This window comes from Olsenella kribbiana (genome assembly GCF_036408795.1).
Taxonomy (GTDB): domain Bacteria; phylum Actinomycetota; class Coriobacteriia; order Coriobacteriales; family Atopobiaceae; genus Olsenella_L; species Olsenella_L kribbiana.
This window is the reverse complement of the sequence record NZ_JAZGJP010000006.1, coordinates 1-20,776: the sequence shown is the minus strand read 5'-3', so window position 1 is coordinate 20,776 and position 20,776 is coordinate 1. Positions and strand designations below refer to the sequence as shown.

Below are 20,776 nucleotides of genomic sequence, written 5' to 3'. Positions count from 1 at the left end.
GGAGTGCGGATGGAGCAGGAGCTCTGGAGGAAATACCGTCTGAGGACCATCGTCGGCATGCTCTTCAAGACGGTCGAGGTCGTCTTTGATGTCATGACGCCACTTATCGTGGCCGATATGATCGATGTGGGTGTCGCGACGCATGACGCAGGGTATGTCGTGCGGCGCGGCATCCTTCTTGTATGCATGGCATGCGCAGGATACTCATCGACGCTCGTGACGCAGCATGTCGCCTCGAAGGTCTCGCAGGGCGTCGGCACGGACATGAGGAATGCGCTCTTCAGGAAGATCAACAGCTTCGGCGCTGCCGAGATCGACCGCATCGGCACCCCGTCTCTCGTGACGAGGATCACGAACGATGTGAACCAGATCCAGCTGGCGGCCGCCATGGCAATACGGCAGCTCATCCGCTGGCCGATCCTGGCTGTCGGCTCGCTTGCCGCTGCCATCATGATCGACCGGACGCTCGGCCTCATCTTCCTCGCTGTGACGCCGCTCGTCGCCCTGGTCTTCTATCTTGTGATGAAGCGCTCGATTCCGTACTACACGCTCATGCAGAAGAAGCTCGACCATATCTCGCTCGTGACACGCGAGGCGCTCTCGGGCGTCCGTGTCATCCGCGCCTTCAGGCATGAGAAGGAAGAGGAGAAGCGCTTCCGTGCGGCTGCTGTCTCCCAGGCCGATACTGCCATCACCGTCGGAAAGCTTGCAGCGCTCCTGAACCCCGGCGCCTATCTCCTCATGAACCTCGGCGTCGTCTGCGTGCTCTGGGCGGGCAGCTTCAAGGTAGAGGCAGGCGTCCTCCAGCAGGGCCAGATCGTCGCCTTCGTGAACTACATGACGCAGGTCCTCATAGCGATCGCCTATGTCGCGAACCTCGCAATCATCTTCAACCGAGCGGCTGCCTCGAGGAAAAGGATTGCTGAGGTGCTTGCAGCCAAGCCTTCCGTCGCAGATGCCAAGGATGCTGCAGTGCCGAAGGCCGATGCAGCAGCTCCTGCGCTCGTGCTCGATCATGTAGGCTTCTCCTATGGCACCGGCAAGCCGGCGCTTTCCGACGTGACGCTCACGCTTGGCCAGGGAGAGACCCTGGGCATCATCGGCGGCACAGGTTCCGGCAAATCGACGCTTGCGAGCCTCATCCCGCGGCTCTATGACGCAACGGAAGGCACGGTCTCCGTCTTCGGGCAGGATGTGCGTGCATGGCCCCTGGACGAGCTCAGGCATGAAGTGGCAAGCGTTCCCCAGACCGCCCATCTCGTGACGGGCACGATCCGCTCGAACCTGACCTGGAGGGTGCCTGATGCGACAGATGAGGAGCTCTGGGCAGCGCTTCGGGCAGCGCAGGCAGCAGACTTCGTCCGTGCGAAGGAGGCTGGTCTCGACTCTGTCGTGGAGGCAGACGGCAGGAACTTCTCCGGCGGCCAGAAGCAGCGCCTGACGATTGCGAGGGCTCTTGTCGGCTCGCCTTCGCTCGTCGTGCTCGATGATTCGGCATCTGCCCTCGACTTCGCGACCGATGCCCGTCTGCGCGAGGCGCTGAGGTCTCTTCCTCAGCATCCGGCCTGCGTGATCATCTCGCAGCGCATCTCTGCTGTCATGGGTGCAGACCAGATCCTCGTCCTTCATCATGGCAAGGTCGAAGGCCTGGGCACCCATGAGGAGCTCCTCGGCACCTGCGACATCTATCGCGAGATCTGCTCGTCGCAGCTTGCTGGAAAGGAGGCAGACCATGCCTAATGCCTACCAGGGAGGCGCCTCTGCCAAGGCCATGCTTTCTGCCGCAGCAGGCGCTCAGGGAGAAAGCCACGACCCGCGCTTCGATGCACCGGACATGCCGGTAAAGACCGTGCTTGCGCGCCTTTCACATTATGTGAAGCCCTATGCAGCGCTGGCGCTTGCCTCGTTTGCGTGCTCTGTCATCTCTGTCGTGGCACAGCTCATCGTGCCAATACTGATCGGCCAGGCCATCGATACCATGGTATCGGCTGTGACGGTCGATTTTGCGGCGCTTCAGCCTATCCTCATCCGCCTTGCGGCCACAATCGCTGTTGCTGCCGCAGCGAACTGGGCAGGCGGCTATGGCACGAACCGGCTTGCCTACCAGACGGTCAGAGACCTGCGCATCGATGCCTATAACAAGTTCGACCGCGTGCCGCTCTCCTTCCTCGACACCCATGCTCATGGCGACCTGCTCTCCCGTGTCATCAACGATATCGATGCGGTGGGAGACGGCCTTGTCCAGGGCTTCACGCAGCTCTTCAATGGCATCGTGATGATTGCGGGCACGCTCATCTTCATGTTCTCGCTCTCGGTGCCGGTGGCCTGCATCGTCGTCGTGCTGACGCCGCTCTCCATCCTCGTCGCATGGCTCATTGCCCGCGGCTCTGCGAAGAGCTTTGCTGCGCAGCAGGCGCTCCAGGGCTCGCTTACCGGCTATGCAGAAGAGATGATCTCGAACCAGAAGCTTGTGAGCGCCTTTGCCTACCAGAAGAGAAGCATTGCTGCATTCGAGGACATCAACGGGAAGCTCTATACGGCCGGCCGCAAGGCTCAGTTCATAAGCTCCCTCTCGAACCCTTCGACCCGTCTGGTCAACAACATCATCTACGCCGCGGTTGCCGCTGTCGGCATCTCTGCGGTCGTGACAGGCTGGCCATCTCCTCTGACCGTCGGCCAGGTGCAGAGCTTCCTTACCTATGCTAACCAGTACATGAAGCCCTTCAACGAGATCTCTGCCATCGTGACGCAGGTCCAGACAGCCTTCGCCTCGGCCAGGCGCGTGTTCGCATTGCTTGATGCCGAGGAAGAGAAGCCCGATGCAGACGGTGCGATTGTCCTCGAGGATCCGAAGGGGGAGCTTGCCTTCAAGGATGTGAGCTTCTCCTACAGGAAGGATGCAAAGCTTCTCCAGGACATCGCGTTCTCGGCCAAGCCGGGCACGCGCCTTGCGCTTGTCGGCCCTACAGGCTGCGGCAAGACGACCTTGATCAACCTGCTTCTGCGCTTCTACGACGTGGATTCGGGCTCGATCGAGGTCGATGGCCATGACACGCAGACGCTCACACGTGCCTCGCTTCGCTCTGCCTTCGGCATGGTCCTTCAGGATACGTGGCTCTTCAAAGGCACGGTGCGCGACAACATCGCCTATGGCAGGCCCGATGCGACCATCGAAGAGGTCGAGGCTGCCGCACGCCAGGCACATGCCGACGGCTTCATCCAGCAGCTGCCTCAGGGCTATGACACGGTAATCGGCGAGGATGGCGGGACGATCTCGCAGGGACAGCGCCAGCTTCTCTGCATTGCCCGCGTCATGCTTCAAGATCCTCCGATACTTCTCCTCGACGAGGCAACGAGCTCTATCGATACGCGTACCGAGCTCCAGGTGCAGGATGCCTTCGACCGCATGATGGAAGGCAGGACCTCGCTTGTCGTGGCGCACCGCCTCTCGACGGTCAGGAATGCCGACTGCATCCTCGTGATTGACGGCGGCCACATCATCGAGCGCGGCACGCACGACGAGCTGCTTGCCAAGGGCGGCTTCTATGCGAACCTCTACAGAAGCCAATGGGCTGCATTGCCGAAAAGTGGCAGTGCCGCGGATTGACATTGCATAGACTCACTCTCGGGGAAGGAAGTACGGCTTTCTTCCAACGAGAGGGGGTTATGCTTTCATGAATGACGTATATGATGTCTGCATCATCGGCGCAGGCGTTGTGGGCACGGCCATTGCGCGCAATCTTTCAGAGCGCCAGTGCAGCATCCTCGTCCTCGAGCGTGGAGACGATGTCTGCTCCGGCACCTCGAAGGCGAATTCCGCTATCGTCCATGCGGGCTATGACGCAGAGCCGGGCACGCTCATGGCAAAGTACAACGTGGCCGGAAACGAGATGATGGGCAGGGTCTGCGAGGACCTCGATGTGCCGTTTGAGCGCATCGGTTCTCTTGTCGTCTGCACGGACGTGGAGGATATGCCAAAGCTCGAAGCATTGAAGGAGCGCGGCGAGAAGAACGGCGTCAAGGGCCTTGAGGTCATCGGGCGCGACCGCCTCGTCGAGATGGAGCCGAATATCTCAGATGAGGCTGTGGGCGCGCTCTGGGCGCCGACCGCAGGGATCGTCGACCCGTTCCTTCTGACGATTGCACAGGCTGAGGTTGCAGAGACGAACGGCGCCACCATCCTTACATCTTGCGAGGCCAAGACGCTCTCGAAAGAGGCAGATGGCCTCTGGAAGATCGAGACAGCCGAGGGAGCCTTCCATGCACGTACGGTCGTGAATGCCGCCGGCACGCATGCTGCCGAGATCCACAACCAGGTCTCTGCCGACAAGATGAAGATCGTGCCGCGACGCGGCGAATATCTCCTGCTCGACAAGCGGGCAGGAGGGCATGTGCACCACACGATCTTCTGCCTGCCATCGAAGATGGGCAAGGGCATCCTCGTGACGCCTACCTGCCACGGGAACCTCATTCTGGGTCCCACGGCGACCGATCAGGAAGACGAGGACGATACCGCGACGACCGCAGAGGGGCTCGACGCCGTCAGAAAGGGCGCTGCCAAGACCGTGAAGGATCTGCCGCTCCGCGAGGTCATCACCTCCTTCGCAGGCCTTCGCGCCCATAGGCCTGAGCATGAGTTCCTCGTCGGCGAGGCAAAGGATGCGCCGGGCTTCGTCGACTGCTCCGGCATCGAATCTCCGGGCCTTACCTCGGCGCCTGCCTTGGGCGAAGCTGTCGCTGGCATCGTCTCTGACATCCTGAAGCTTGAGCGGAAGCCAGAAGGCAGCTATGCCACGAAGCGCCAGGGCATCGTGCATGCAGCAGCACTGCCTATCGAGGAGCGTCGCGTGCTCATAGAGAAGAATCCCGCCTATGGCAGGATCGTCTGCCGCTGCGAGGAAGTGAGCGAGGGCGAGATCGTCGATGCAATAGAGCGCCCCTGCGGAGCCCGGTCCCTTGACGGCATCAAGCGCCGTGTGCGCTGCGGCATGGGACGCTGCCAGGGAGGCTTCTGCACGCCGAAGGTCATGGATATCCTGGCCCGCGAGGTGCCAGAGCTCACGCTCGAGAGCATAACGAAGAAGGGCAAGGGTTCCGAGTTCGTGGTCGGCCACGACAAGGACTGCTATGGGGAAGGAGGCGAGCGCTGATGAAGCGTTCCTGTGTTGTCGTCGGCGGCGGTCCTGCCGGCCTTGCTGCTGCCATCTCTGCCTATGATGCGGGACTCAAAGACATCGTCGTCCTCGAGCGCGAAGACAGGCTCGGCGGCATCCTCAACCAGTGCATCCATAACGGGTTCGGTCTCCATACGTTCGATGAGGAGCTCACCGGCCCCGAGTATGCGCAGCGCTATATCGATGAGGCAGAGAAGCGCGGCATCGAGTGCCTGCTCGAATGCACGGTCATCGATATCAGCCATGAGCGCGTCGTCACGGCCGTGAGCCCCGAGCTCGGCCCCATCCAGATCGAAGCAGGCTCTGTGATCCTTGCAATGGGCTGCCGAGAGCGTCCACGTGGTGCCCTCAATATCCCGGGCACCCGTCCTGCCGGCATCTATACGGCAGGATGCGCGCAGCATCTCGTGAACATCGAAGGCGTCCTTCCGGGACACGAGGTCGTGATCTTGGGCTCGGGCGATATCGGCCTCATCATGGCCCGCAGGCTCACGCTCGAAGGAGCACATGTCCAGGTCGTCGCTGAGCTCATGCCATACTCGGGCGGCCTCAAGAGGAATATCGTGCAGTGCCTCGATGACTTCGGCATCCCGCTCAAACTTAGCCATACCGTCGTGAAGATCGAAGGCGACAAGCGTGTCGAGGGCGTCTGGATCGCTGAAGTCGACGAGCATCTGAAGCCGATTCCGGGGACCGAAGAGCACTACACGTGCGATACGCTCCTTCTCTCCTGCGGCCTCATTCCGGAAAACGAGCTCTCGCAGAAGGCAGGCGTCGCACTCTCTCCGGTTACGAAGGGCCCGGTCGTGAACGAGCAGCTCGAGACCGACGTGCCGGGCGTCTTTGCCTGCGGCAATGTCCTGCACGTGCACGATCTCGTGGACTACGTCTCGGAGGAGGCTGCTGCAGCAGGTGCGCATGCAGCTGCCTATGTGAAGGCCGGAGAGCCTGCAGAAGAGCATGCGGGCATACCGCTCGTGCCGGAAGGCGGCGTGCGCTACACGGTGCCTGCGACTGTCGACCCTGCTTCCATGGATGAGAAGCTTACCGTGCGCTTCCGTGTCGGTGCCGTGAAGCGCAATGTCTTCGAGTCGGTCTATGTTGATGGCGCGCGCATCGCGCACAAGAAGCGCCCGATTGTGGCGCCAGGCGAGATGGAGCAGGTCATCCTCAAGAAGGCTGACCTGGAAAAGCATCCAGATGCCGAGAGCATCCGCGTCGTCCTCGAGGAGGCATGATCATGGAGGAGAAGACGCTTACCTGCATCAACTGCCCCCTCGGCTGCCAGGTGACGGTCACGTTCGACGGAGACAGCATCGTCTCTGTCACGGGCAACACCTGCAAGCGTGGCGACATCTATGCGAGGCAGGAGCTCACGAATCCGGTACGCATCGTCACGACGTCCGTTCCGGTGGAAGGCTCTGCTACCTCGAAGATGGTATCGGTCAAGACTGCAGAGCCCGTGCCGAAGGGCAAGATCTTCGATGTGATGGCAGCCCTTGCGAAGACAGAGATAAAGGCGCCGGTGCATATCGGCGACACGGTGCTTGCAGATGTCGCAGGAACCGGGATCGATATCGTCGCGACGAGGAATGCCTGAGGGCCAAGAGACGAAAGGAGGGCCGGAGCGATCCGGCCCTCCTTTGTAGACGGCTATTCTATGACAGGGCCTGTGCCACCGGTGCCCTGGCTCTTGATCTTCGGAAGGATCCTCTTCGCGAACCAGAACAGCGCCGCCACGGCGATAGCGGCAAGAACGATATAGGTGACATGATCGACGACGGAAGCGGCGCCTGATGCGGCATTCTGCCAGGCATCTCCTGCAAGATAGCCGAGCGTGCAGAGGATCGCATTCCAGATGAGCGACCCTGCGAAGGTCATGGCACTGAACTTCAGGATTCCCATGTGCGACATGCCGGCAGGGATCGAGATGAGGCTCCTCACGACAGGGACGCAGCGGCAGATGAAGACGGTCTTGGCGCCCTTCGTCTCGAACCAGCCAAAGGCAGCCTGCACATCGCCCTTCTCGAAGCCGAGAAGGCGTGCGGGACGTGAAGAGAGGATCTTCTCCATGCGGCGCTTATCGAGCCTGGTGCCGACAGCATAGAGCACATAGGCACCGGCAAGAGACCCGGCGGTTGCTGCGAGGATGGCGAACGGAAGCCAGAGCGCGCCGGCATTCGAGAAGAAGCCGGCAAGCGGGAGGATGAGCTCGCTCGGAATCGGCGGAAAGACGTTCTCGAGGAAGATGAGGGCACTGACGGCAAGATAGCCGAACTGCAGCATGAAGGCGAAGATTGCGTCCTGCATGGGAAAGCTCCTTAGGTTGCGCCATGTAGTGTCCTCATGGTACGGAGCAAAGCTCAAGGCTCTCCCAACGCAGGATAAACAGTTCATAAACTCGAGGTCAGCGACGGATGATGTAGCCTGCGCCGCGCACGGTCTGGATGATCTTCGGGTTCGAAGGATCGGGTTCGATCTTCTCGCGCAGCCGCTGGATATGGACCGTCACGGTCGCACCATCCCCCAGGGCTTCCTCGCCCCAGACACGCTCGTAGAGGGCATCGCGGGAGAAGACTGTGCCTTGGTGCTTCATAAGGAAGAGGAGAAGCTCGTATTCCCGGTTCGTGAGCTCGACATCTTTCCCTCGTGCCTTCACCTCGTGGCTGTCAGGATCGATTCTGACTCCATCCGCCTCGATCAGGGAGGAAGGCTCAGCTGCCTCTGTATCGGCATTTCTGCGCGCTGCCGTGGCGAGGAGCGCCTTCACGCGGGCCACAAGGACAGAAGGGGAGAACGGCTTCACGACGTAGCCATCGGCCCCGAGACCGAGGCCTCTGATCTGGTCGATATCCTCCGTGCGTGCTGTCACGAGAAGTATAGGCAAGGCCGACTTCTCGCGGACCTTCCGGCAGACATCGAACCCGTTCATGCCGGGAAGCATAACATCGAGAATCATGGCATCAAAAGAGCCTGAGAGCGCCTTGGAGAGGCCTGTGGGGCCATCCGCGGCAATCTCTGCCTCGAGGCCATTTGCCTCAAGATAGTCGCGCTCAAGCTCGGCGATGTCTTCGTCGTCTTCGACGATGAGTATACGGGACATATCTGCTCCTAGAATTTCGGGAAGGTGAGACGTATCGTGAGGCCACCACCAGGTGTCTTGGCAGCTTCTGCCCTGCCGTTCATGCGCTGCATGGCACGGGCGACGACCGCAAGGCCCAGACCGGAGCCGGATTCCGGATGCTGGCGTGCCGGATCGGTGCGATAGAAGACATCAAAGAGATGGGACAGCGTCTCTGGTGCAACTCCAGGGCCGTTGTCGGCGAGCTCGAGCACTGCGCCATCTGCCGTGGTGGTTGCAGAGATGTGGAGCGTTGCGCCGGGCGCGTATTTCTGTGCATTCCCGGCAACATTCGATATGCAGCGGAAGAGGAGCTCGCGGTCGAAGCGGCAAAGGACTGGCGTTTCCAGGTCCTCCTCGATCGTGATGCTCTCGGCAGTGTCGCCTTCGCGGATGTCCTTCAAGATAGAAGAGGCGGCGCTCGAGAGGTTGCCCTCCTCGATGGATGCCGGGTAGTCATCGAGGTCGAGCTTCGAGAACAGGAAGAGCTCGGAGACGAGGTGCGAGAGCTCCTGTGCCTTGCGGTCGATCGTCTCGAGGTAGCGGCGCTCGCGCTCCGGCGTCTTGGCAATGCCGTCGAGCAGGCCCTCCACATAGCCCTGGATCGATGTCAGAGGAGATCTGAGATCGTGGCTGATGCCGGCAATGAGCTCTTGGCGGGAGCGCGCATTGGCTTCCGAGCGCTCATCTGCCTTCATGAGAGCATCTGCCATCGTGTTGAAGTCATGGCAGATGGGAGTGAACTCGTCTTCGTCCTCTTCTGGCAGGCGGAAGGAAAGATCTCCCTGAGCGATGCGCGAGACGCCCTCCTGGAGCTCGTCGAGGCGCTCCACGATGCGGTCAAGGACAAGGTGCTTCGAGACACGGTCAAGAAGGAGGATGGTGACGGCAGCTGCTGCGACGACGATCGAGAAGGAGATTGCAAAGGCGCGCTTGAGCACATGGCCACGGACTTCCGCGTAGTGCCCGAAGAGTGCGACGTCGTAGCTTCCTTCCTGGTGGAGATAGAGACTCGTGCCAGCTGAAGAGACGAGGACACCATCTGTATCGTCGAGCGTGCGCGCAGAGGCGAGGAGTTCCGATTCCAGTGATGGCGTGCCCGAAGAATAGAGGACCGAGCCGTCCTCCCCATAGACCTGGAGGATGGCTCCTGAACCTGCAACAGACTGTGCTATCTCATCGAGTGCAGCCTGCTCCACGCCTGACTCGAGCACGGCACCGGAAGCCTCCGATACCATGCGGCCGAGCGCGACCATGTCCTCGGCATCCGATATTTCGAGATCGAGGCCGCCTCTGAGCTGGAAGAGAAAGACTGCTGCACACGACAGCGCAACGACGATGCAGACCGCGAGTGGCACGATGAGCGACAAGATGTTGGAGAGGCGGAGACGCTGCTTTATGGTAGTCGGTTTCTGCATAGGGTGCCTTTCACAGACTGCTGCTTGCGTGGCGGTGAACCGTAAATCCTCTGGTGCGAAAGCGGCTTGAAATGCTTTGCTGCCATCCGGATTGCACAGGCACAGATGGAGCCGAGCGGCACAGCAGCAAGGACATCTGTTACATAGTGTACGCCGAGGAAGACGCGCGAAAGCGAAACAAGGATGGTCGACAGAGGGCAGAGGGAGATCTTAGCTGCAGGATGATCGGGGCTCCTCCCGAGCCAGATGAGTGCCATGAGCGCTGCAGCGCAGACCACGGGCGTTGTGTGGTCCGAGGGCAAGCTCCAGTCGCCTGCGGCAGCCAGAGCCATCTCGGGATGGGGACGGATGAGGATTGCCTTGAGGATATGGTCCGAGGCAATCGCAAGCGCGCAGAGAAGCCCTGCTGCATCATGATGGGACCCGGTGTCGTGCCAGGCCGATACCAGGGCCTGCGTCTCATCGACGAGGCACCGACTGCCATGAAGCTTGCCGGCATCCCCTTCGACGAGGATATGCTCGACGGCAGGAGCTTCTTCTGAGAAGGCGGATTCATATGAATTCAGCAGGGAAGCCGCATGCTATGTGCGGCTTCCCTGCTCTTCTGAATGGAGGCGCCCTGCCCTCTGTGCCAGCCTGGCGGCATGGCTAGATATGGCCAACTGCGCCCGCTATCATGAAGCTTGTCAGCGTGCATTCAGGATGGGAGACGCAGCATGGCAGCTAGCCATATGAGGCAGACAGGTCCGGATGAGAAGCCGTATGAGCCCCGGCATTCGCGTGCAGAGGAGGCCAGGGGCTATGCAGAGCGCAGGGTCAAGCAGGAAAGCAGAAGGCGCAGGCATATAGCTGCCTTCATCATTGCTGCCGTCGCGGTAGCGCTCTGTGTCGTGGCTGCCGGCCATGGGCTGATGAAGAACGAAGGCAAGCAGCCGGAAGAGCAGAACACCACAGCTGCCGAAGAGCAGACGACGGATGAGGCCGAAGATTCCTCTGAAGATTCGACAGGCCTTCCCAATGACGGCCGTATCGTCATGACCCTTGCCGGCTCTGCCGATACCTATGTGAAGCGCGGCGAGAGCTATGTCGAGGGCGGCTGCTACGCGCATGACGCTGCGGATGGACAGATCACGGACAAGGTGACGGCGTCAAGGACGGTGGATGCCCAGAAGGCAGGGGACTACACCATCACCTACACGGTTTCAGACTCAGCGGGATATGTCGCGACGGCGACCCGCACGGTCCATGTGATGGATGAAGTCGATGGGGGATGGGATGCAGATGGCATAGCGGTCTTCATGTACCACGATGTCTACGATCCGGCGAACCCTCCTGAAGGTGCCACGACGAACCAGAACATGATCTCCACGACAGGCCTCGACGAGCAGCTTCAGTGGCTGAATGACCACAGCTATTACTATCCGTCCTGGGCAGAGCTTGCAGCCTACATCGAGGGGAAGCACTCCCTGCCTGACAGGTCCTGCGCGCTCACATTCGATGACGGAACGCAGGGATTTTTGAATCTCGCGATACCCGAGCTCGAAAAGCACAAGATTCCGGCTACGTCCTTCCTCATCTGCTCAGATGCAGATGTCCAGGACAAGCTGTCGCAGCATGCAAGCCCCTATGTCGTGTTCCAGTCGCACTCATATGACATGCACCGCGCTGGCTATACGCAGAAGGGTCATGGCGGGAGAATCTTCGATATGAGCGAAGAAGATATCGTGGCCGACCTCGACAGATCTGCCCAGATCCTGAAGACAAAGGATGCCTTTGCCTATCCCTTCGGAGATGTATCCGACATCGCTCCTGAGGCAGTGAAGGATGCCGGCTTCCAGCTTGCCTTCACGACACAGTATGGCCTGGTACAGCCAGGAGACAATCCCATGCAGCTCAAGCGCATGCGCATCTTCGGAACCTACGGTCTCGACAGCTTCACGGGAGTCATATAGAAAGGAATCAAAAAAGTCCTTTGCGCTTTCCAGATTTCATGCTACTATAGCAGAGCTGTGCGAGCGAGTGGCACAACACATAAACGGGTGGTGGCGCAGTTTGGTAGCGCACTTGACTGGGGGTCAAGGGGTCGCTGGTTCGAATCCAGTCCACCCGACCAGAAGAACCGCAGGTCGCAAGGGGTGTTACCCCGAGCGGCCTGCTTTTTTGTTGACAAGAAAACCGTACCAGACCGGAATATCCTGAAAAATCGGCCGCGAGCTTGCACGGAACGTTCCGTTTCCGCTATCCGGAGCCGAGCCTGCGGTTGAGCGATTGTGATGCATACAGGAAGGACTGATGGTAGGGATTCAGATAGTTCGCATCGAGGACCTCCGAATTCTGCGACCTTCCCTGGAGCGCATTGATGAGGATTGAGTCTATCCCTGCTCCCTGCATCAGGGTCGCATAGGTCGCACGCATCCTGTTGATCCAGACGAACGGGAGCCCGTGGAGGCATCCGCCTTCCGTGAAGTAGGACTTCCAGCGCTCCGGCACCCGGTCGGGCGTGAGCCGTCTTCCTGTCGGCACAGGCCCTGCCATCGTGTGCCGCATGCTCTGGCAGACAGGGCCTGTGGCCGCTCTCTCATGGAGATAATCGGCGAAGGCGGACGGTATCGGTACGGACCTGTAGCGCCTCGGACCTCGAGAGACCGCCTCCGCACATCAGGCACCAGAGCCCGAAGAGCTGAGACTGCCTGAATGCCGGACGCGACAGCGCATCCATCACCTCGCGCGCTACCCAGACCGGCCTAGGCGTGGTATCCCGGCCCATGGGCATCCTGAATCGCCTGCCTTCCATTGGCGACTCGGGGATGATGCCATCATATGACGCCTGTGCAAGCACGCTCCTCAAGGTTCGGACATGATTCAGCGCCGACTGGGGAGGGAGCTGGGAGATCCAGCGCTTCACGTCGAGGTAGGTGATGGATCCGATATCCATGCTGCCAAGGAGCGGCGAGATGTGCACGCGGTAGATGGAATCGTGGGTCTTCGCGTTGACTGCCGTCGTCGTGGCGTGCCGGTTGGGGTTGAAATAGCTCCAGTAGTATTCGTCCATTATCATCGGGTCGCCCAGGGTGGGGTACCTGTCCATGTCGGCCAGCAGCCTGGACCTTGCCTCGACCGCCTGCGCCTCGGTGCCATCATGGTCCTGGATATACGCCCGCGCTTTCCTGTCTGGGTGTATCCGCAAATCGCGTAGACCTCCCAGACTCCCGGCCTCAGCTCGCGTACTCCCACATGCCTGCTCATGGCCCCTCCTTGGTATGCTTGCGCCGGCCCCCGGGATGCATGGGCCTTCCATCATTTGCATTGCTTGTTATTAATGCGAACTACTGCGTACTTGCTACGAACTGCTGCAGCCTATGCAGCCAGGGCATCGAGGTATCTGTCTTCATCGACACCCCAGATCACGGGGACGAGATCGTATGCCTTCACGGCCTCTATGACCTCATCGGACACGGATCCGGACGAAGTATTCAACGAGTTCATGAATACATATCCGTCGCAGTCGGTCCTGCATGCGCTCACATCCTGCCAGAGGAAGAGCGCATTCTGGATCTCGCTCTTCTGCGGATTGTTGACAGCCTTGATGAGGCGCATATTGCTGCGCTTGCTCTTTCCGATGGCAAGGTCGAACTTGGATTCCATCCCGGACCTGCCTGTGAAGGAAGGAGATGGCACGACCTGGATATCATTGCCGATCAGCCAATCCTCGATATCTTCCGCAAACATGCTTTTTACCTGGGAGCGAGATGTGACATACAGGTCATCGACAGACGCCATTGCCTGCATGAGCATATTCATACGTGCGGGGATGGTACTCCTGGAGCCAGTCACAAATAACTCGTTCTTTTCGCTCCGAGCGACTCCGAAGCTTCTCAGGATGGAATCGACCTTCTCGATCCTGGTGTTGGTGAACTTGAATCCGGAGAACTCGAGATCTTCCATCGTCTCGCCAAGATCCGTCATCACATAGCCATGGTCTGCGTGGTCGGCGATATAGATGGTGAAGTTGTCATTGTTGCGGTTGAGCATGGGTGTGACAACGCAGACGCCATCGCCCTGCTGCGCGACAGACATTCCCTTGCGCAGACGGCTTGCATAATCGTCGATGATTGCGTTGGCTTCCCTGACGTCCATGTCACACCCCCAGCAGCTGCTCCACGCTAATGGACTTGTCTATATGGCATGCGTCCATGAATGCGAAGAAGATTCCTGCGACGCTGCCAATATCGGTATCTGGGCTAAGTATAGTCTGGTGGTCCAGAGGAAATGCCCAGGACATGCGATTCGGATTGTCTACATCGATGTGCATATGGCTTCCTACAATCACTTTGCCGTCCGGGTTCGTATGCACGAGCATGTCGGGATCGCTTGCATAGTCAATGCGGATTAGCGGCCTGTCGGCTGATCTCGTCTGCATCTTTGACTTCCTCTCGGGCAGGAGCCCGACAGCGATGGTGGCAGTCCTCCTGCATTCTCCGATATCGAGAAAGAATCTGTCCCGATGGTCGTCCCTGGCTTCAAGCTCTATGACAAGCTTTCCTCCTGGCCGCGGCCATTGGAATCGCGTGTTCCCTGTTGCGGATATCTTCTCCAGCTCGAGATAGGCACGCGCATCATCATCCAGCATGCCCCATCCGAGCGTCATGCCCGTTTTTATGATCGACGCATCCATATTGCCTCCCAAAGAAAGGGGACACTACCGCTCACTACTGCAAGGCGGCACACTTTCCAGGCTGTATATCCAGCAAAGCGGTAAATAATGCCGAAATTTATGGACGATGTCCAAATATCAGAAACATCATCCTAAATTGTATCCTAATCGGATGGGTCAATGGAGCGACCCCTGTCGCACGATTTTCGAAGACCGAAAGCAATGCGTCGTTGGTGGCCGCAAGTGCCTGCTTGCCCTCATCAGACATGTCGCGGTAATTGCGGCAGAGCCGGTCGAGCTGGTAATCGTGCTTGGGTGCTGTATAGACGAGATTAGACAGCTTGCAATACAGTGTCTTTGCAATCGAGATTGCCTTATCCAGCGCAATTTCGTTTTCGCCCTCTTCCCACTTGGCAAGGGCGTCATAGCCCACATGGGCGCAATCGGCTAACAGCCTCCTGGTCAGGTTCCGTGCTTCCCTCAGCTCCCTGATGCGATTCTCCATACAACATCTCCGCTAGAAATCTAAGTGCGCATTGAGGCTTTTACACAAAGGAGGCTTGGAAATGTCCCATACGAGAGGGTCACCGAGGCCATGGCCTGCCGTCGAGCTGGCATACATCCGCGAGAACTGCGGGAAGCTGTCTGTCAGGCAGATGGCGCAGAACCTCGGGCGCTCGACATCATCTGTCGACCGCAGGGCACGCGAGGCAAGGGCATCGTCGCTGCTATCCGACGCGGTGCATTCGGGAGTTCTAAGGCATCTGGCCAGCGAGGCGCTCGATGCCTCTGCGAAAAGATAAATCAGAAGGAAGATCGGCTCTGCCGGCGGCCTCGGCTTCGGAGATGGGTCGGCCGCGATATCGGCGCCTCTCGAGAGCGCATCGCTTGCGCTCTCGAGAGCGATGACAACGAAGAGGCGTCCTGGATGGAGGGCTACCGTATGGTGAGCTCGCGCTACATCGACCAGATAGCCTCAGCGGACGGCCTCCTCGACGATGATCGGCAGACCGCGCGCGACCTCGTGCTGACATGGCACCGGCACCTTTCGAGGAACTGGCTGCGGGATGGCTACTACTCCATGCACCAGATGCCGCGCGACCTCGGAATATCGGTCCCCCCAACCTCGCCCGCCTGGAGCAGGTGATAGGATGGCCGGCGAAGGCGGTCACCGCCCTATCCGACAGGAGCCAGTTCGACGGCTATGTATGCGACGACGAGGAGGCTTCGGCGTACCTACAGCGGCTGGTGGCGCAGAACCAGCTCAAGGTGTACTACCGCCGCGCCGTCCGCGAGGAGCTGAAGCTGTGCTGCGCGTTCCTCTCGGTCACGGCAGGGGACGCTTCCAGGGGAGAGCCCGAGGCCATCGTGACGGCACATCCTGCGACGAGCGCCTCCGCCCTCTGGGACTGGAGGCCCAAGCGCATCAGGGCCGGCATGGTGGTCGTTGACCGCGACCCGAGCCCGAGGAGCCAGCACGAGTCCACCTGGGTGGACATCTTCACCGATGCCAACGTGATCCGCATCGTGAGGACGCCCGGACAGGCCGGATGGGTGGCGCAGTACATCCCGCACAGCATGGGCGCCCGCTCATCGAGCCCATGGCGTTCGACGCCACGATCGACCATCCCTTCGGCAGGTCGCGCATCACGAGAAGCGTGATGAACATCGCGGACGATGCCATGCGCTCCTCCGTGCGCTCGGAGATCTCTGATGAGTTCTTCACCTCCCCGCAGAAGTACCTGCTGGGAGCAGACAAGGACAGCCTCGACGGCAAGTCGAAGTGGGATGCCTATATCGGTAACATCTTCGCAGTGCGCAAGGACGATGACGGCGACGTGCCGCAGTTCGGGCAGCTCGCGCAGGGCAGCATGCAGCCGCACATCGACTACATGAGGAGCCTCGCGGCGAGGTTCTCTGGAGAGACGAATGTCCCTGTCTCCGAGCTCGGAATCGTCCAGGACAACCCATCGAGCGCTGAGGCCATCTATGCAGCCAAGGAGCCGCTCGTCATCGAGGCGCAGAACCTCAATGCCGACAACGGGGAGGCGCTCAGGAACGTGGCGCTCATGGCGCTTGCAATCCATGAAGGGACGGACTTCAGGACGGAGCTCGCACGCGGGCTCACGATCCAGCCGAAGTTCCGCAATCCTGCCATGCCGTCAATCGTCAGCCAGGCAGACGCGATGACGAAGATGATATCGGCGCTTCCCTGGCTTGCCGATTCCGATGTGGCCCTCGAGGAGTTCGGCTTCACGGACGAGCAGATCCAGAGGCTCAGGAGCGACCGCAAGAGGTCGCAGGCCAGCCAGCTCATTGCACAGACGGCGATCGGCTTATGAGCACCATCAGCCGCAAGGAGATTGAGGAATATGACAGCGCCCTCTCGCAGGCTGAGCTGAAGGCGCAGAAGAGCGCAGAGGCTGCATTCGATGCATGGAGGGCCAAGAACCTCCATGCATCAATCGCGGAGATCCGCGAAGAGATGAAGGCCATCGTCCTGGCAGAGCTCGATTCATATGGCAATGCCGCGTGCGAGCTCGGTGCTAGGTTCTATGACCAGTGCGTCGAGAATTCGTCAGCCAGCCTCGATCCGGCATCCATACCGGACGTCACCGACGAGACGAGGGATGCCATCGACCGCAAATGCAGATGGATTGCCGGCCTCATCGCCGACGAGGACGATGGGAGCGCGATATGACGGACCTGCCAGACGCTCTCAAGGCGCTCGGAGACCTGGCGCAATGGGTGTGCTGGGACAACGTCAACGGCAGGAAGATACCAAGGTCTCCTCATGGCGGAAACGCCAAGGCCAATGACAGGAGCACCTGGGGAACCCTCGACGAAGCAATCGAGGCTGCAGACAGCAACGGATATACAGGCTTGGGCATCGAGCTCGATGGAGGGCTCGTCGGAATCGATCTCGATGACTGCGTGCACGACGGAAAGATAGAGCAGTGGGCGCAGGACATTGTTGATAGCATAGACAGCTACACCGAGATCAGCCCATCAGGTACAGGCATCCATATCATCTGCGGAGCAAGTCCCGAGAGGACAGGCGCCATCGGCCGCGCCAACCATGCCAAAGGCTTGGAGATCTACAACCATGGAAGGTACTTTACTGTAACAGGCAAGGCCATCAATGACCGGAGGATCCGGTATGCGACCGATGAGGTCATGAAGCTCGTATCCGATGAGTTCCCGGAGCCCTCTGCAGAAGACAGCATGAAGTCGGAGCTTGGAAGGCTTGCCAAGAACCAGGTGGCACGCAGGGCGAACGACACGGTGATGGACAACGTCAAGCGTGACCGGAAGAGCGGAGTCAGGTTTGCAAGGGTTCCGATGGGGAACCACACGTGTGCCTTCTGCACGATGCTTGCCTCGAGAGGCTTCATCTACTGGTCAGAGGAAACTGCGGGTGCCTTTGCACACTGGCATGCTGACTGCCGCTGCAAGGTCGTGCCAGGAGTGCCTGAGATAAGGGACTACTGGAAGAATGGCGTGCATGTGACACGCGGATTCGATACGAGCGTAGAGGGGTATGACCCTGACTCACTATTCAAGCAATGGAAGGCTTTTGAAAAGATAGAAGCAATGCAGGTCGAACCAGCAGAGAAGAGAGCGCTCAGGGCGTTTGTATCCTCTGGGCTTGATCTCAGCTTCATAGCAGGAAGGGCAGTCGGAGCAAAAGCGGCAACAGACTACGTTGTGCACATGCCAAGCGGCCATGATACCGTGTTCTTCCCCGGAAGCGAGATAGAGATAAAGAAGGTATTTGCCGGACGTGGAAGCAGTCCAAGCAAGGAGCTGAGAGTTGCCCAGAGGCTTGCTGACGAGTACGGAGGTCAGCCTGAGGAGTGGTCTCATGTTGCTGGCGAAGGATGGATATTCGATCCAGACGACAATGGTAGAATTGCGCTAGCAGAAGTGCATTGGATGGAACATCCTGATATCGGCAGGCAGGAATTCTACTTCAAGAGATGGGCGCGCAGGAGAAATGACTAGAGTGCGTTATATCGGAAGCTACTACAAGGTCGTCCTGGCGAAGAATGGCGTCTATCAGGTCGACGGCGTCGAGGACACTCCTCGTGGAAAGGCATACCGCATCACATCTCCTCATATCGACGATGATGGCCTATTCCCAGTCGACCAGTTCGAAGAGGTTCCTGATGATACGCCGCTGACTCTTGGCGATTACTCAAACCTCAAGGAATAAATGCCAAGAATTTCGATTCTGCGAGGACGCTGCAACGCTGCGCTTGAACAGATATACCGAAAGCCTCTAGCAAGTTTTTCGTAGCCCGAACAGATGACAAATCAATACGACGAAGACAGCCACCTCTCGGTGGCTGCTTCTATATACGCCGCCATGGGCGGTGACCATGGCATCACGCTGCCAGGGGCGGACAATCCTGGCTCGATCACGTCCGAGCGGACGGGACATGGAAGGGGAACCGAATGGAATTCGAGCCTATCGAGACTCAGGAAGACTTCGACCGCGCCATCAAGGCACGCCTGGAGCGAGAGCGCACCAAGGTCCGCGAGCAGTATGCGGACTATGACAGCCTCAAGGAGAAGGCAGGAAAGCTCGAGGAAGCCGAGAAGAAGATCGGCGAGCTCGAGGATGCAGCGGCCAAGAGGACTGCAGCAGACGAGCTGCAGAAGGTGCGCGAGAAGGTCTCCAAGGAGACCGGCGTCTCTCCCGAGATCGTGGCGATTCTCGGAGGGACCGACGAGGAATCCCTCATGGCATCGGCCAAGGCCATCGCCGAGGCATACCGGGCGCCTACGGCACCGGTGCTCGGCGAGACCGGAAAGCAGCCTGCCTCCAAGGGCAGCACAGACGAGAAGCTCGAATTCGTGAACCAGCTCCTCGGACAGAAATAGAAGACGAAAGGAAACACAATGCCGCTTACAGCAGCAAAGATCGCACTGCCGAAGAGCGTCGCAGTCGCGACCGTCAGCAAGGCAAAGGGCACCTCCACCATCGCCCAGCTCAGCCCGTCCGAGCCGCAGCTCTTCCTCGACAAGGAGTACATCACCTTCGATGGCGTCGCCGAGGCAGAGGTCGTGGACGAGGGCGCCGTCAAGGGCTCCTACGAGCAGGAGCTTGGCTCCGTCACGGCGAAGCGCGTGAAGCTCGTCGTGACGACCCGCGTCACAAACGAGCTCCAGTGGGCAGACGACGATGCGAAGCTCCAGATCGTCTCCCGCATCCAGGACAACCAGGCGGAGGCGCTCGGCCGTGCCCTGGACTACGTCGTGTACCATGCGATCAACCCGAAGACCAAGGCCGCGCTCACCGGTTACACGAAGCTCTCCGATACCGCGACTCAGGTCACCTATGACTCCAAGAGCGCTGTGCCGACGAACCTCGACAGCCTCGCCGATGCCGTGAACTCCGTCTACGACATCAACGGAATCGCGCTCGCGAGGAAGTTCGCATCCGATATCCGCAAGGTCCGCATCCCGAACACGATGGCACGCCTCTATCCCGAGGTGCCCATGAACCTTCAGGTAGGGAGCCTCGACGGCATCAAGGCTTCCGTCTCCGGCACCGTGAACGGAGCGCTTGCAAAAGCCGACACGCACGTCCTCGCATTCTGCGGCGACTTCTTCACCATCAAGTGGGGCATCGTCCGCGACATGATGGCCGAAATTATCGAGTACGGCGACCCGGACCAGAGCGGTTCCGACCGCAAGACCCACAACCAGTTGGCCTACCGCACAGAGATGATGCTTGCCTAGGCGGTCATCGACCCGAAGGCCATCGCCGTCCTCAAGACGCCGGCGGCATAAGGAGGGCGCATGAGCGGATTCGAGCCATTTGCCGAGCTCCGCCATCACCAGGGCGACCACAAGCGCCCTCCACTCCGTCAGTAGCGTGGCCGCCCCCACCAGCATGTCCAGGTTTGCCACGACGACGCCCAGGACGCCATGGACCACCGTGCGCGTGAGGCGCCAGTACCACTCGTTTCCTCCTAGGAACTCAGCCATCCCTGTCCGCCTTTCTCTCGAGGCCGTCGACGTCGTTCTTGAGGATCGCCACGTTGCGCGCGAGCAGGTACGTGCTCCACGAGGCAGTTCTGCTTCTCTACCCTGCGCGTGAGCTCGTCGATCTTCCGCTCCATCACCGCGCGCGACTTCGAGTCGCTGGCGATGACCCCGGCAAGCGTCACGCCGCCGTATCTGAGTGCCACGATTACCGACTCCAAGCCATCCTCCTCGACGACGTCTCTTCGGGAGCATGGTCCTAGCGGGTCACAAAGGGGGTTGATACAATAATCAATAATGGCTGAGTACCTCCGGCATAGTTAGGCTCCCTGAACTGCAAACGGCTTAGGCAAGCTCGCAGGAAGCTTCGGCTGGACCGTGGCCGTGGCTGCGATGCCGGAGAGCGGGACATGCA

General features: G+C 59.7%; 25 protein-coding genes and 1 tRNA gene. 17 read left to right on the top strand and 9 right to left on the bottom strand.

Features of this window, described 5'->3' with window-relative positions; genetic code table 11:
* The first annotated feature begins 9 nt into the window (after positions 1-9).
* The 5 genes from VXJ24_RS05420 to VXJ24_RS05400 all read left to right on the top strand — a co-directional run bounded on the left by VXJ24_RS05420 (position 10) and on the right by VXJ24_RS05400 (position 6,774).
* On the top strand, positions 10-1,740 hold the full coding sequence (locus VXJ24_RS05420; RefSeq protein ID WP_330971903.1) for an ABC transporter ATP-binding protein: 1,731 nt from the start codon (positions 10-12) through the stop codon (positions 1,738-1,740).
* Positions 1,733-3,607, top strand: a complete 1,875-nt coding sequence (locus tag VXJ24_RS05415) for an ABC transporter ATP-binding protein (protein ID WP_330971902.1) — start codon at positions 1,733-1,735, stop codon at positions 3,605-3,607. The genes VXJ24_RS05420 and VXJ24_RS05415 overlap by 8 nt, the downstream gene beginning before the upstream one ends.
* Positions 3,608-3,674: 67 nt before the next feature.
* Positions 3,675-5,150, top strand: coding sequence for an NAD(P)/FAD-dependent oxidoreductase (locus VXJ24_RS05410; RefSeq protein ID WP_330971901.1), 1,476 nt, complete (start codon positions 3,675-3,677; stop codon positions 5,148-5,150).
* A complete protein-coding gene (locus tag VXJ24_RS05405) occupies positions 5,150-6,412 on the top strand; it encodes an NAD(P)/FAD-dependent oxidoreductase (protein WP_330971900.1) in 1,263 nt (420 codons plus the stop codon). Before VXJ24_RS05410 ends, VXJ24_RS05405 begins: the two co-directional genes overlap by 1 nt.
* A 2-nt stretch (positions 6,413-6,414) precedes the next feature.
* Positions 6,415-6,774: a DUF1667 domain-containing protein gene (locus VXJ24_RS05400; protein WP_330971899.1), complete on the top strand. Its 360-nt coding sequence runs from the start codon at positions 6,415-6,417 to the stop codon at positions 6,772-6,774.
* Between the two features lie 53 nt (positions 6,775-6,827).
* On the opposite strand, the gene VXJ24_RS05395 is transcribed toward VXJ24_RS05400, so the two are convergent.
* The 4 genes from VXJ24_RS05395 to VXJ24_RS11485 form a co-directional block, all read right to left on the bottom strand.
* Entirely contained in the window at positions 6,828-7,484 is a 657-nt protein-coding gene (locus VXJ24_RS05395) for a DedA family protein (protein ID WP_330971898.1), read from the bottom strand.
* A 97-nt stretch (positions 7,485-7,581) separates the two neighbouring features.
* Positions 7,582-8,277, bottom strand: a complete 696-nt coding sequence (locus tag VXJ24_RS05390) for a response regulator transcription factor (protein WP_330971897.1) — start codon at positions 8,275-8,277, stop codon at positions 7,582-7,584.
* 8 nt (positions 8,278-8,285) lie between these two features.
* A complete protein-coding gene (locus VXJ24_RS05385) occupies positions 8,286-9,713 on the bottom strand; it encodes a sensor histidine kinase (protein ID WP_330971896.1) in 1,428 nt (475 codons plus the stop codon).
* Positions 9,692-10,096: a phosphatase PAP2 family protein gene (locus tag VXJ24_RS11485; RefSeq protein ID WP_430623814.1), complete on the bottom strand. Its 405-nt coding sequence runs from the start codon at positions 10,094-10,096 to the stop codon at positions 9,692-9,694. The genes VXJ24_RS05385 and VXJ24_RS11485 overlap by 22 nt, the downstream gene beginning before the upstream one ends.
* A gap of 30 nt (positions 10,097-10,126) precedes the next feature.
* Between VXJ24_RS11485 and VXJ24_RS05380 the strand changes: the two genes are divergently transcribed.
* The 3 genes from VXJ24_RS05380 to VXJ24_RS05370 all read left to right on the top strand — a co-directional run bounded on the left by VXJ24_RS05380 (position 10,127) and on the right by VXJ24_RS05370 (position 11,826).
* Positions 10,127-10,255, top strand: a complete 129-nt coding sequence (locus tag VXJ24_RS05380; RefSeq protein WP_330971895.1) for a hypothetical protein — start codon at positions 10,127-10,129, stop codon at positions 10,253-10,255.
* 174 nt (positions 10,256-10,429) lie between these two features.
* Positions 10,430-11,665, top strand: a complete 1,236-nt coding sequence (locus VXJ24_RS05375) for a polysaccharide deacetylase family protein (RefSeq protein WP_330971894.1) — start codon at positions 10,430-10,432, stop codon at positions 11,663-11,665.
* A gap of 84 nt (positions 11,666-11,749) precedes the next feature.
* A tRNA-Pro gene (locus VXJ24_RS05370) sits at positions 11,750-11,826 on the top strand.
* Positions 11,827-11,951: 125 nt separating this feature from the next.
* On the opposite strand, the gene VXJ24_RS05365 is transcribed toward VXJ24_RS05370, so the two are convergent.
* From VXJ24_RS05365 to VXJ24_RS05345, 5 genes are all read right to left on the bottom strand, one after another.
* Positions 11,952-12,236, bottom strand: coding sequence for a hypothetical protein (locus VXJ24_RS05365; RefSeq protein ID WP_330971893.1), 285 nt, complete (start codon positions 12,234-12,236; stop codon positions 11,952-11,954).
* A 55-nt stretch (positions 12,237-12,291) separates the two neighbouring features.
* On the bottom strand, positions 12,292-12,900 hold the full coding sequence (locus VXJ24_RS05360; protein WP_330971892.1) for a hypothetical protein: 609 nt from the start codon (positions 12,898-12,900) through the stop codon (positions 12,292-12,294).
* Positions 12,901-13,070: 170 nt separating this feature from the next.
* Positions 13,071-13,850 carry a DUF1829 domain-containing protein gene (locus VXJ24_RS05355; protein ID WP_330971891.1) on the bottom strand — a complete coding sequence of 260 codons (780 nt, stop codon included), beginning with the start codon at positions 13,848-13,850 and terminating at the stop codon, positions 13,071-13,073.
* Between the two features lies 1 nt (position 13,851).
* Positions 13,852-14,388 (bottom strand): DUF6978 family protein, encoded by a 537-nt coding sequence (locus VXJ24_RS05350; protein WP_330971890.1) that lies wholly within the window; start codon positions 14,386-14,388, stop codon positions 13,852-13,854.
* Between the two features lie 97 nt (positions 14,389-14,485).
* A complete protein-coding gene (locus tag VXJ24_RS05345; protein ID WP_330971889.1) occupies positions 14,486-14,872 on the bottom strand; it encodes a helix-turn-helix domain-containing protein in 387 nt (128 codons plus the stop codon).
* A gap of 61 nt (positions 14,873-14,933) precedes the next feature.
* On the opposite strand from VXJ24_RS05345, the gene VXJ24_RS05340 reads away from it, so the two are divergent.
* From VXJ24_RS05340 to VXJ24_RS05300, 9 genes are all read left to right on the top strand, one after another.
* Entirely contained in the window at positions 14,934-15,170 is a 237-nt protein-coding gene (locus VXJ24_RS05340) for a hypothetical protein (protein ID WP_330971888.1), read from the top strand.
* 125 nt (positions 15,171-15,295) lie between these two features.
* Complete coding sequence (locus tag VXJ24_RS05335; RefSeq protein ID WP_330971887.1) at positions 15,296-15,514, top strand: hypothetical protein; 219 nt, start codon at positions 15,296-15,298, stop codon at positions 15,512-15,514.
* Positions 15,511-16,029 (top strand): hypothetical protein, encoded by a 519-nt coding sequence (locus VXJ24_RS05330; RefSeq protein WP_330971886.1) that lies wholly within the window; start codon positions 15,511-15,513, stop codon positions 16,027-16,029. The genes VXJ24_RS05335 and VXJ24_RS05330 overlap by 4 nt, the downstream gene beginning before the upstream one ends.
* Positions 15,918-16,709, top strand: coding sequence for a phage portal protein (locus tag VXJ24_RS05325; protein WP_330971885.1), 792 nt, complete (start codon positions 15,918-15,920; stop codon positions 16,707-16,709). Before VXJ24_RS05330 ends, VXJ24_RS05325 begins: the two co-directional genes overlap by 112 nt.
* On the top strand, positions 16,706-17,068 hold the full coding sequence (locus VXJ24_RS05320; protein ID WP_330971884.1) for a VG15 protein: 363 nt from the start codon (positions 16,706-16,708) through the stop codon (positions 17,066-17,068). Before VXJ24_RS05325 ends, VXJ24_RS05320 begins: the two co-directional genes overlap by 4 nt.
* Positions 17,065-18,372, top strand: a complete 1,308-nt coding sequence (locus tag VXJ24_RS05315; protein WP_330971883.1) for a VG15 protein — start codon at positions 17,065-17,067, stop codon at positions 18,370-18,372. Before VXJ24_RS05320 ends, VXJ24_RS05315 begins: the two co-directional genes overlap by 4 nt.
* Before the next feature lies 1 nt (position 18,373).
* Positions 18,374-18,583, top strand: a complete 210-nt coding sequence (locus VXJ24_RS05310; RefSeq protein ID WP_330971882.1) for a hypothetical protein — start codon at positions 18,374-18,376, stop codon at positions 18,581-18,583.
* A gap of 242 nt (positions 18,584-18,825) precedes the next feature.
* Positions 18,826-19,254, top strand: coding sequence for a capsid assembly scaffolding protein Gp46 family protein (locus tag VXJ24_RS05305; RefSeq protein WP_330971881.1), 429 nt, complete (start codon positions 18,826-18,828; stop codon positions 19,252-19,254).
* An 18-nt stretch (positions 19,255-19,272) separates the two neighbouring features.
* Positions 19,273-20,115 carry a phage major capsid family protein gene (locus VXJ24_RS05300; RefSeq protein WP_330971880.1) on the top strand — a complete coding sequence of 281 codons (843 nt, stop codon included), beginning with the start codon at positions 19,273-19,275 and terminating at the stop codon, positions 20,113-20,115.
* Positions 20,116-20,776: the final 661 nt, after the last annotated feature.